Origin of the sequence: Paraburkholderia sp. JHI2823, assembly GCF_038900695.1 — a bacterium.
In the GTDB taxonomy this organism is placed as follows: Bacteria; Pseudomonadota; Gammaproteobacteria; order Burkholderiales; family Burkholderiaceae; genus Paraburkholderia; species Paraburkholderia mimosarum.
The window spans coordinates 70094-81272 of the sequence record NZ_JAYMRY010000033.1 but is presented as its reverse complement, the minus strand read 5'-3'; the positions used below and the strand labels follow the sequence as shown (position 1 = coordinate 81272).

The window sequence follows — 11179 nt, the reverse complement described above, 5'->3', positions numbered from 1 at the left end:
ACCCGTCTACGTGCCGCAGCCGTATGACGCGTATGTCGCCGTCGTGCTCGACCGCGATGTCGTCTACGCCGGCGGCAGCACGTACATCTGGATCACGGACCCTGAAGGCCGTCGCCAGCGCCGCTACTATGGCCGCGGCGACCTGCGCGGCGAAGTCCTGCACCGCCGCGCGGAACTGCGCGTGGTAATGGCGCACAACCAGGGGCATCTGCCGATGCAACACGCGCGTGCGCCCGAGCCGCAGCGCGTGAGGGTGACGATGCAGCCCCCCGGCACGCCGCCGCACGCGGCGCAGCCGCATGGCTCCCGCCCGCCGCCGGGCGGGCGCCCGCCGGCACACACCGCGCAGCACCGCCCGCCGCCCGCGCCGGGCCGCAAGGCAGACGCGAACGCAAACGCCAATGCGAATGCCGGCCATCACCACCACCCCGATAGCCATCCCAACGCGGCCCCTTCGCCGCGTTTCGCGGGGCAGCCCCCTCATGCTGGTTAGCGCGGGTTGACGCTGGCCAATATCGACTGGCCAGCGTTGACAAGCGTCGCCGACCGCTGCGGCGACGCTGCCATCCCGTACCCGTGCGCCGTCGCCCCGTCGACGGCCAGCGCAGCGTCCCCGAATATCGCGCCCCAGACGGCGTGCTCAACGTACTTCGCCGCGATGAAGCGCCGCGATATATATCACGTTGCGATATAATCGCGGCTCTTCGGGCGGCGCCGAGCCGTCCGTGAGACGCCCGCCAAGGGACGTTCCCGCTTCCGTTCTCATCTGCGCTCCCGATCGTGTCACGCTTCAAAGTCCTCCGCTGGCTCACCCGCTTCTCCCCCTCCAGGGCCACCGTCACGTGGCGCGAGCGCCTGCGCTCGGGCGGCGGCGCGCTGGTCGGCATCGCCCTCACCGGCGCGCTTGCGCACCGCTTGACGGGGGGCGATCCCGCCGTGCGCTACCTGATCGCCCCCATGGGCGCATCCGCCGTGCTGCTGTTTGGCGTGCCCGCCAGCCCGCTCGCGCAACCCTGGTCGATCATCGGCGGCAACCTCGTTTCCGCCACGGTGGGCGTGACCGCGGCAATGTGGATACACGACCCCGTGCCGGCCGCCGCCGTGGCCATTGCCGTGGCGATCGTCACGATGTTCACGCTGCGCTGCGTGCATCCGCCTTCGGGCGCGGTCGCGCTCACGGCCGTGCTGGGCGGCCCCGCCGTCCATGCGCTCGGCTATGAATTCGTGTTCGTGCCCGTGGCGCTGCAGTCGTTCCTGCTGCTTGGCGGCGCGCTCGTCTATCACGCCGCCACGGGGCATCGCTATCCCCACGCCGCCCGCCGTCCAAGGGCGCCCGGGCCCGCGCCCGCGCAAGCCGGTTTTACGCGCGGCGACCTCGAAGCGGTGCTGCGCGAGCGCGACGAAATGCTCGACATCGACACCGACGACCTGGAAACCATCCTGCACGACGCCGAGATTCGCGCGTACGCCCGCAGCTTCGGCGAATTGACCTGTGCAGACGTGATGTCGGCCAACGTGGTGAGCATCACGCCCTCGACGACCGTCGGCGAAGCGCGCTCGCTGCTCAAGCGCCACGATGTCAAAGCGCTGCCCGTCGTGGACGCACAACGTCACGTGAAAGGGATCGTGACGCGCGCCGACCTGGTCGACGACGGGCGCGAGCGCCATCCGCTGCGGCTGATGCTCTACGCGATCTCACGTGCGTTCCGGCCGCACGCCGAGGCAGGTGAGCACGTCGCCACGCTGATGACCACCCACGTGTTGACCGTCGCGAGCACGACGCCAATCGTGGAACTGGTGCGCATTTTCGCGGGTCGCGGGCACCATCACGTGCCGGTGGTCGACAGCGAGCGCCGGCTCGCCGGCATCATCACGCAGGCCGACTTGATCTCGGGACTCTATCAACAGGCGAAGACGCCGCAGCAAGCGCCCGCCTGACGGCTTCACGGCCGGATGCGCACGCGCGCACCCGGCCGCGAGCCTGCTATGACGCGTTTTTTCGGGGACAAATATCATGTCGTGATATATTAGGAGGTTCAAACGTTTATGGACTCCCGATGAAAAAAAGTGCGCGCGACCTCGAGAAGTCCGACTTCGAACAGCTCTCCGAGTTTCGCTATCAGATGCGGCGCTTCGAGCGCTTCTCGGAGCAGGCCGCGCAGGCCGAAGGCATCACGCCGCTGCAATACCTGCTGCTGCTGCACGTCAAGGGCTATCCAGGCCGCTCGTGGGCGACCATTGGCGAGCTGGCCGAACGCCTGCAGGCGCAGCATCACGGCGTGGTCGCACTCGTCACGCGCTGCGAGGCGATCGAGCTCGTCGAGCGCCGCGTGAGCGAACGCGACCGCCGCCAGGTGGAAGTGCATCTGCTCCCCGCCGGCGAGAAACTGCTCGCGCGCCTCGCCGCACTGCATCGCGCCGAATTGAAGTCGCTCGAGGGCGCATTCACCGTTCCGCGTATCGATCTATAAAAGACCATGCATTCCGACGATTCCCACAAGCGCGACTTCTCGGCGAACGCACGCCTGCCCGGCATCAGCGCGCTGGCCGCCGTGATCGGCGCACTGGCCACGCTCGCGGCGTTCGTGCTGCTGAGCCTGATCCACTGGTTCACGAACCTGTTCTTCTTTGGCCAGTTCTCGTTCGCCGATCGCTCGCCCGCGCTCAACACGCTGGGGCCCTGGGTCATCGTCGTACCCGTGATCGGCGGGCTGATCGTCGGCATGATGGCGCGCTTCGGCTCCGAGAAGATTCGCGGCCACGGCATTCCCGAAGCCATCGAGGCCATCCTCTTCGGCAAGAGCAGGATGTCACCGAAGGTGGCCATCCTCAAGCCGCTCTCGTCGGGCATCGTGATCGGCAGCGGCGGCCCGTTCGGCGCGGAAGGTCCGATCATCATGACGGGCGGCGCAATCGGATCGCTGCTTGCCCAGTGCGTGCGCGTGACGTCGGCGGAGCGCAAGACGCTGCTCGTGGCCGGCGCGGCGGCGGGCATGACAGCCGTGTTCGGCACGCCGGTCGCGGCCGTGCTGCTCGCCGTCGAACTGCTGCTGTTCGAATGGCGCCCGCGCAGCTTCCTGCCCGTGGCGCTCGCTTGCGCCGTGGCGGGTTTTGCGCGCTCGGCGTTCTTCGGCACCGCGCCGCTCTTCCCGATGCAGACCTTGCCGCCTCATGGCACCGCGCTCTTTTCCTGCCTCATTGCGGGGCTGCTTGCGGGCGCGCTCGCCACGGGGCTCTCCTCCGCGCTTTACAAGATCGAGGATCTGTTCGGCCGTCTGCCGCTGCACTGGTCGTGGTGGCCCGCCATCGGCGGGCTCGTGGTGGGCATCGGCGGATTCATCGAACCGCGTGCGCTCGGCGTGGGCTACGACGTGATCGGCGACCTGCTCCATCAGCACATCGTCTTGCAGGCCGCCATTGCGATTCTCGTGGTGAAAGCCGTGATATGGGTCGTCGCGCTCGGCTCGGGCACCTCGGGAGGCGTGCTCGCGCCGCTGCTCATGCTCGGCGCGGGGCTCGGCGTGGTGCTCTCCCACGTGTTGCCCGGCAGCGACCCGACGCTCTGGCCACTCGTGTGTATGGCGGCGACGCTCGGCGCCACGCTCGGCGCGCCGCTCACGGCCATCGTGTTCGCATTCGGCCTCACGCACGACACCAACTCGCTGCTGCCGCTCCTTGCGGCCACGCTCGTCGCGCACGGCTTCGCGGCGGTCGTCATGAAGCGCTCGATCATGACCGAGAAGATCGCGCGGCGCGGCTATCACATCTATCGCGAGTACGGCGTCGATCCGCTCGAACGCCATTACGTCGATGAGGTGATGACACGCAACGTCGACACCATCGACGCGAACGTCACCGTGCGCGAGGCGCTGGAGCGTTACTTCGGCGCGAACCAGCAACACCGCGCCTTTCCGGTGGTGCGCGACGGCGCGGTGCTCGGCATGGTGGATCGCGCGATGCTCGACGCCGTGCGTGCAAGCGCCGCGACGAGGGAACTCGATACACCGCTCGAGTCGTTGCTCGCGCAACGTTCCCCCGATATGGCGCTGCCCGAAGAGACCTGCCGCCAGATCGCCACGCGTCTTGCGATTCACGGGCTCGAGCGCCTGCCCGTGGTGGCCGGGCGCGAATCGCGGCGGCTCGTGGGCATCGTCTCGCGCAGCGACCTCGTCATGCTGTCGCTCTCGCATTTCGAGGAAGAGCACAAAAGGGAACGCTTCCGCCGCATTCCGATGGGCAACAGCAGGCGCCGCTTCCCGCCGGTCCGCAAGGCGGGGTAACGAAGCCCACGAGGCGATACCGGGCGCTCTGCCCGCTCGTCATCGTGGCGCGCGCGCCGCAGGCCGCTGCGCTCGCGGCGCACCTGCGGACTTAGCTGTTAGTTGCGACTCTCCGCCCGGCTGCCAGAGCGCCTAGCGCCCGCCGCAACGCCCATTGCGAAGAAACGCGGTCACATCGCGTTTGTGCCGGACCGCGAGATTCTCCCGCACGATCAGCGCTACTTTTGTATCGAACCTGCTGCCGCCTTTTCGAGGCACGCATGATCCGCGAGACGAAGCAGCGTGGCCGGAACATTGCCCGGCGGCGCATCTTTCCAGCGATGCCAATACCGGCGTTGATCTCCGCGTATTTTCCCGACACGCACATGCGATACGATAATCGCTCGCCGCCGCAGCGATATCGGCGACTTCATTCGATTTCGTTTTGCTTTCATGCGTCGAATGCCGTCTCGTTTATCCTGCTTTGTCTTTCTTTTCTACCCGGATCTCATGCTCAGCCCCCTCGCTCTGATAGGTATCGTGATCGTGTCTTGCCTGATGAGCGTCGCCATCCTGGGTTCGCTGATTCGGACCGCGGTGCCGGGCATAGGCCGCTGGTGCGCGGCCCACGCGCTGTTGGCCGCTGCGTCGTCGTGGGTGTTGATCGTCGGCGCGGCGCCGGGACAGTTCGTGATGGTCGGCGTCTCGCTCATCACGCTCACGGCGGTGCTGTTGCTCGTGCAGGGCACGCGTCAGTTTTTCGGCAAGGATGCCGCCCGCCACGAGGAGTCGGCCGCGTTCGTCGCCATCTTCGTGGCGCTGGTGTACTTCACGTGCGTGTCGCCGAACGTCGATGCGAGGGTCACGCTGGTATCCATCTGCCTCGCCTACGCGCGCATCGCCGTGGGTACGCTGGCTCTGCGTCACGCGCCGCGTGACGGTGCGCGCTATCCCTACCGGTTCGTGGCCGCGGCCGCGTATCTGGGCGCGCTATTTCACGTCACGCGAGCCGTCGCGGTGGCGTTCGGCCTGCCGCACACGACATTGCTGCAACCGTCGCCCTGGAACGTTCTGTTTCTCGGGCTGGCGATCGTCACGTTGCCGTGCATGTCGACCGGCATCGTGATGCTCGCGCACGATCGGCTCGCCCGGAGGATGGAACGCCTCGCGAATGTCGACGAGCTGACGGGCGTTCTCATGCGGCGTGCGTTCATGGCGACGGCGAACGTCTCGCTACGCGAAGCGCTGGCAAAGGGCAAGCCGCTGTCGATCGCCATTCTGGACATCGACAGGTTCAAAGCCGTCAACGACGGCTTTGGCCACGCGGTCGGCGATCGAATCCTTGCGCACGTCACATCGGTCGTGTCCGCGCGGCTGCGGCCGCGCGACATTTTCGGGCGTCTCGGCGGCGAGGAGTTCGCGATCGTGTTCGTCGACGCGTCAAAGGCCGAAGCTGCGCGGTTGACGAACGAACTGCGGCTTGCGATCGAACGATCGCCCAGCGAAGGTGTGCGCTGCACGTTTAGCGCCGGGATCGAGGGCCTCACGCCCGGTGACACGCTCGCGGGCGTCCTGGCGCGGGCCGACGCGGCGCTTTACATGGCAAAGGCGACGGGACGCAACCGGGTCGTGACGGCGCCGGAAGTCGACGCATGCGGCCTCGCGCAGCCAGGTTGAGCGGATCGGCATCGACAACGTCCAAACGCTAGCAAACGTCTCCCGCAACGCCCCCGGGCCTGCGCCGCGCAACACGAACGATGCGCATCGGCGTCCTACAATGTCGCGGTAGCAGCACGTCGCCACGGCAACACCGGCGGGAACCTCACTCCTGGGAGCAGACGATGGCAAAGATGCATGCAGTGCAGGTAGCAGAACCGGGCGCGCCGCTCGAACTGGTCGAGCGCGATATTCCGGAGCCGCCCGAGGGACACGTCCTCGTCAAGGTGCAGGCCTGCGGGATCTGCCATAGCGATTCGCTCACGAAGGAAGGCCAGTGGCCGGGCCTGCAGTTTCCGCGCGTGCCGGGCCACGAGATTGCGGGCGTCATCGAAAAGCTCGGCGCGCGCGTGGAAGAGTGGCAGGTCGGGCAGCGCATCGGCGTGGGCTGGCACGGCGGCCACTGCGGGCATTGCGAGCACTGCCGGCATGGCGATTTCGTGCTCTGCAAGAACGGGCAGATACCCGGGATCAGCTACGACGGCGGCTACGCCGACTACATGGTCGCGCCGCAAGAAGCGCTCGCGCGCATGCCCGGCGACCTCTCCGATGTCGACGCCGCGCCGCTCCTGTGCGCCGGCATCACCACGTTCAACGCACTGCGCCACAGCGGCGCGCGCGCGGGCGACGTCGTCGCGATCCTCGGCATTGGCGGCCTCGGCCATCTCGGCGTGCAGTACGCGCGGAAGATGGGCTTCGTCACGGTGGCCATCGCACGCGGGCAGGACAAGGCGCCGCTCGCGAAGCAGCTCGGCGCGCATCATTACATCGACAGCGCCGCGCAGAACGTCGCCGAAGCCTTGCTCGCGCTGGGCGGCGCACGCGTGATCCTCGCCACGGCCACGAGCGGCAAGGCCATGAGCGCGGTGCTGGGCGGCCTTGGCCTCAACGGCAAGCTGATCATGGTTGGCGTGTCGGAGGAGCCCGTGGAAGTGCCGATCACGCAGTTCATCGTGGGCCGCCACTCCGTGCAGGGCTGGCCTTCGGGCACCGCGGCCGACTCGCAGGAAACGCTCGCGTTCAGCGCGCTCTCAGGCGTGAAGCCGATGATCGAGGAATATCCGCTCTCGCGCGCGGCCGAGGCCTATGAGCGCATGATGAGCGGCAAGGCGCGCTTTCGCGTAGTGCTCAGGCCCGGCGCCTGACGCGGGGCCGGCCCCTCGCCGGCTTCGTGCTAGCGCCCGTCTTGCCTCCCGCCTTCGTCCTTCGCGAGGCCGGTTTCCTCGACATAGCGATCGACAGCACTGCTTACGGTGGGATCGAAACGATCGGGGCCGATGAGCTCGAGCAGATCGAAGCGCTTGAGCTTGTCGCGCACCGGGTCTTTCATCTCCGCGAAGTGCAGCGCGATGCCGCGCTCGCTCAACGCCTGGGTCAGCTCGCGCAGCATGTCGGCCGAGGTGACGTCCACGCTCGTGACCGGCTCCGCCGCCACGACGACGCGCCGCACCGGCGTGGGCGACGCTTCCACCGCCTCCATCAGGCGCTCCTGAAACAGCTCGGCGTTCGCGAAGAACAACGGCGCGTCCCAGCGAAACAGCACGAGCCCCGGCACGCGCACGGCTTCCGGGTAGCGCTCGATGTCGTGATAGCCGCGCAGGCCCTCCACGCGGCCGAGCACGGCGAAATGGGGCCGCCAGCCATCCCAGAGAAATTCGATCACCGCGATCAGCACGGCCATGCCGATGCCGGGAATCGCGCCGAACACCGCAACGGCCGCGAAGCATCCGATCGACAGCCAGAACTCCCACTGCTGAATGCGGTAGATGCGCTTGAGATCCGCGATCTCGAACAGCCCGAGCGCGGCGGCAATGACCACGGCGGCGAGCGCGCTGTTGGGCAGATAGCGCAGCAGATTGGGCGCGACCATGAGCAGCGCGGCCACCGCGAGCGCGCCCACCACGCCGGTCAGTTGCGTGCGGGCTCCGGCGGCTTCGGCGACGGGCGTGCGCGACGCGCTGCTGCTGATCGGAAAGCCCTGAAACAGGCCCGCCGCGAAGTTGGCGACGCCCAGACCCACCATCTCCTGGTTGGGATCGACGCGCGCATGAAAGCGCGCCGCATAGGTGCGCGAAAGCACGCTCGTGTCGGCGAAGGCGATCAGCGCGACCGCCGCGCCGCCGAGAACGATCTTGACCAGGTCCGCGTCGGCCACCCAAGGCAGCGAAAGACCCGGCAAGCCCTGGGGAATCGTGCCCAGCACCTTCACGCCGAGGCGGTCGAGATGAAAAAGGCTCACCGAAAGCGTCGCCACGATCACCGCGATCAGAATGCCGGGCACTTTGTCGAAGCGCTTGAGCACGAGGATCAGCACGAGGCTTCCCGCACCCACGGCGAAGCTGTACCAGTTGGCTTCGCCGTGCAGAACGGCCTGGCCCAGGTTCAACAAGTCCCGTATCGGCCCCGCTTCGCCGATGGAGATCGCGAAGAGCTTCGGCAACTGGCTGACGAGCACCGTCAGCGCGATGCCATTCATGTAGCCGTATCGAATGGGCTTGGAGAGCAGTTCCGTGATGAAGCCGAGGCGCAGCAGTCCCATGACGACGCAGACGACGCCGGATACCAGCGCCATCATGCTCGCCACGCCGATGGCGCGCGCCGGGTCGCCTCCCGCGACCTGCACCACCACGGCGAGTATGGGCGCCGCCAGCGCGGAGTCGGGGCCGAGCACGAGAATGCGGCTGGGCCCGAACACGGCATAGGCGAGCAGCGGAACGATGGTGGCATAGAGGCCGTAGACGCCGGGCACCCCGGACGCCGCCGCATAGGCGATGCCGACCGGCACGAGCATCGTGGTGAGTACGAGCCCCGCGGCCAGATCGTTGAAGAGCCAGGCGCTCTGGTAGGTCTTGAGCAATGTGACGCCCGGCAGCCAACGCAGCCATGACCGGTTTGCGTTTGCACTTGCGGGCTGTCCATGTGAGGAGGCAGGTCTTTCCATTTCCATGGGCCGGTTAGTTGTCGTGGGAATGCTGGCGCTGGGATCCTGGAGCCGACAGGCGTGCGAAAGAAAGCATAGTTGAAATGTGCTCGTCACAATAGTGAAACCACCGTGTGCCAGGCAAACCCACGGCGGGAGCGGCCTGAAGCGCTCCGCGGCGCTTTCGATCCGCGCATTCTCGTCCATCGCCCGCGAGCGCTGCGCCAAGTGGGTGCGCCGCGGCAGCGCGAGCACTGCTGCGGTGCACTCAGCCTTGCCCGACGCGTTTTCGCGCGTCGGGCTTAAACGCCCTTCCCGCAAGGCTTTTCAACCGATCCGTGCGATGGCGCATTCCTTGCTTACACCTCATGCGCGCCCAGCGATGGCGCGCCATGCACCGATCAACCGTCGAAGACTCCATGCCGACGATCACGACATCCCCATGCTGCGCGTACTGCTCGTAACCGACACCGACAAGCCTATCGGCGACCTGCGCGACGCGCTCGCCACGCTCGGCTACGACATGCTCGCCGAGCCCGCGACACCGCAAGCGCTGCATCGCGTCGTCGAGCGCGAGCGGCCCGACGTCATCATCATCGATACCGAGTCGCCCTCGCGCGACACGCTCGAACAGCTCGCGGTGATGAACGCGACCGCGCCGCGCCCGGTGCTGATGTTCAGCCACGACGCCAATCAGCAGCTCATTCGCTCGGCCGTGAATGCCGGCGTGACCGCGTACCTCGTGGAAGGGCTCGCGAGCGAGCGCCTGGCTCCTATCCTCGAAGTCGCGCTCGCGCGCTTCGCGCAGGAGGCGCAACTGCGCGAGCGCCTCACCCAGGCCGAGAACGAACTGGCCGAGCGCAAGCTGATCGACCGCGCAAAGCGCATTTTGATGGAGCAGCAGAAGCTGACCGAGCCCGCCGCCTATGCGGCGCTGCGCAAGCGCGCGATGAACCAGAGCGCGAAACTCGCCGAGGTCGCCCGCCAGATCGTCGCGGGCACGCAAGCGCCGGAACGAAACGATTGAGCAGGAACGATGCGCCGCCCATGAACGCCACCACCCTCCCTCTCGCCGCGCCCGAGAAGACCCATTTGAAGATCGGCTTCGTGCCGCTGGCCGACGCCGCGCCGCTCGTCGCCGCGAAGCTGCTCGAATTCGGCCACGCGCACGGGCTCACGCTCGAACTCTCGCGCCAGCCCTCATGGGCGGCGCTGCGCGACAAGCTGCTGTCCGGCGAGCTCGACGCCGCGCATTCGCTCTACGGGCTCGTGTATGGCGTGCAGCTCGGCCTTGGCGGCCCGCAAACCGATATGGCCGTGCTCATGGTGCTCAACCGCAACGGCCAGGCGATCTCGCTCTCCAACCGTCTCGCGAACGCGCTCGCCGAACACGGCACGCTGCCGCGCGCGCTCGCGACGCTGGATCGCAAGCCCGTCTTCGCGCAGACCTTTCCGACCGGCACGCACGCGATGTGGCTGTATTACTGGCTCGCTTCGCAAGGCGTGCATCCGTTGCACGATATCGAGAGCGTGGTGATTCCGCCGCCGCAGATGGTGGCCGCGCTCGCGGAAGACCGCCTCGACGGCCTGTGCGTGGGCGAGCCGTGGCCGGGACTCGCCGAACAGCGCGGTGTGGGGCGCACCGTCATCGCGAGCGGCGGGATCTGGCCGGACCATCCGGAGAAGGTGCTCGCGTGCCGGCGGGACTTCGTGGCACGCTATCCGAGCACGGCGCGCGCGCTCGTGCGCACGATGCTGGAGGCGTGCCGCTGGCTCGACGGCGAAGGCAATCGCCGCGAGATCGCGCAGTGGCTCGCCCGGCCCGAGATGCTGGGGGTGGATGCCGCGCTGATCGCAGCGCGGCTCGAAGCGGATGCCGCGGCTCCCGCGCCGGGAATGAAATTCTTCGAGGAAGGCCGCGTGAACGCCCCATGCGAATCGGAAGGCGTGTGGTTTCTTACGCAGTTCGAACGATGGGGCATGCTTGCGCGGCGCGCCGATTATCGCGAGATTGCGCGCGGGTTGAATCAGACCGCGCTGTATCGCGAGGCGGCTGCGGGAATGGGGGTTGCCGTGCCGCACGAGGTCGTCACAGCGCCGTTCGTCGACGCTCGCGTGTGGGACGGCGAAGACCCGGTCGCTTATGTCGAGGGGTTCCCGATCCGGGCCTGAGCGCCGCTGCTTATCCCGAGCGGGTCGGTGAGCCTCGCGCGCCGCAGATAAGCATTTGACAATATCTTGGTTGTGCCGTTGCTGAAACAGATTAAGGTGGAAGGCACATCGC

9 protein-coding genes are annotated in these 11179 nt (G+C 67.5%); 8 read left to right on the top strand and 1 reads right to left on the bottom strand.

The features are described from left to right. The 6 genes from VSR34_RS28240 to VSR34_RS28215 form a co-directional block, all read left to right on the top strand. A partial coding sequence (locus VSR34_RS28240) for a hypothetical protein (protein ID WP_342964138.1) occupies positions 1–493 on the top strand: 493 nt, incomplete at its 5' end. 287 nt (positions 494–780) lie between these two features. After that, positions 781–1938 carry an HPP family protein gene (locus VSR34_RS28235; protein ID WP_028211212.1) on the top strand — a complete coding sequence of 386 codons (1158 nt, stop codon included), beginning with the start codon at positions 781–783 and terminating at the stop codon, positions 1936–1938. A gap of 119 nt (positions 1939–2057) precedes the next feature. Next, positions 2058–2471: a MarR family winged helix-turn-helix transcriptional regulator gene (locus tag VSR34_RS28230; RefSeq protein ID WP_028230166.1), complete on the top strand. Its 414-nt coding sequence runs from the start codon at positions 2058–2060 to the stop codon at positions 2469–2471. Positions 2472–2477: 6 nt separating this feature from the next. Beyond that, positions 2478–4280, top strand: a complete 1803-nt coding sequence (locus VSR34_RS28225) for a chloride channel protein (RefSeq protein ID WP_342964137.1) — start codon at positions 2478–2480, stop codon at positions 4278–4280. Between the two features lie 489 nt (positions 4281–4769). Continuing rightward, entirely contained in the window at positions 4770–5936 is a 1167-nt protein-coding gene (locus VSR34_RS28220; RefSeq protein WP_028230164.1) for a GGDEF domain-containing protein, read from the top strand. A gap of 164 nt (positions 5937–6100) precedes the next feature. Continuing rightward, positions 6101–7120 (top strand): alcohol dehydrogenase, encoded by a 1020-nt coding sequence (locus VSR34_RS28215; protein WP_342964136.1) that lies wholly within the window; start codon positions 6101–6103, stop codon positions 7118–7120. A 29-nt stretch (positions 7121–7149) separates the two neighbouring features. On the opposite strand, the gene sulP is transcribed toward VSR34_RS28215, so the two are convergent. Next, positions 7150–8916, bottom strand: coding sequence for a sulfate permease (sulP, locus tag VSR34_RS28210; protein ID WP_342964135.1), 1767 nt, complete (start codon positions 8914–8916; stop codon positions 7150–7152). Between the two features lie 421 nt (positions 8917–9337). Between sulP and VSR34_RS28205 the strand changes: the two genes are divergently transcribed. Next, positions 9338–9922 (top strand): ANTAR domain-containing protein, encoded by a 585-nt coding sequence (locus tag VSR34_RS28205; RefSeq protein WP_028230162.1) that lies wholly within the window; start codon positions 9338–9340, stop codon positions 9920–9922. A gap of 20 nt (positions 9923–9942) precedes the next feature. Further along, positions 9943–11067: a CmpA/NrtA family ABC transporter substrate-binding protein gene (locus VSR34_RS28200; protein WP_028230161.1), complete on the top strand. Its 1125-nt coding sequence runs from the start codon at positions 9943–9945 to the stop codon at positions 11065–11067. Positions 11068–11179: the final 112 nt, after the last annotated feature.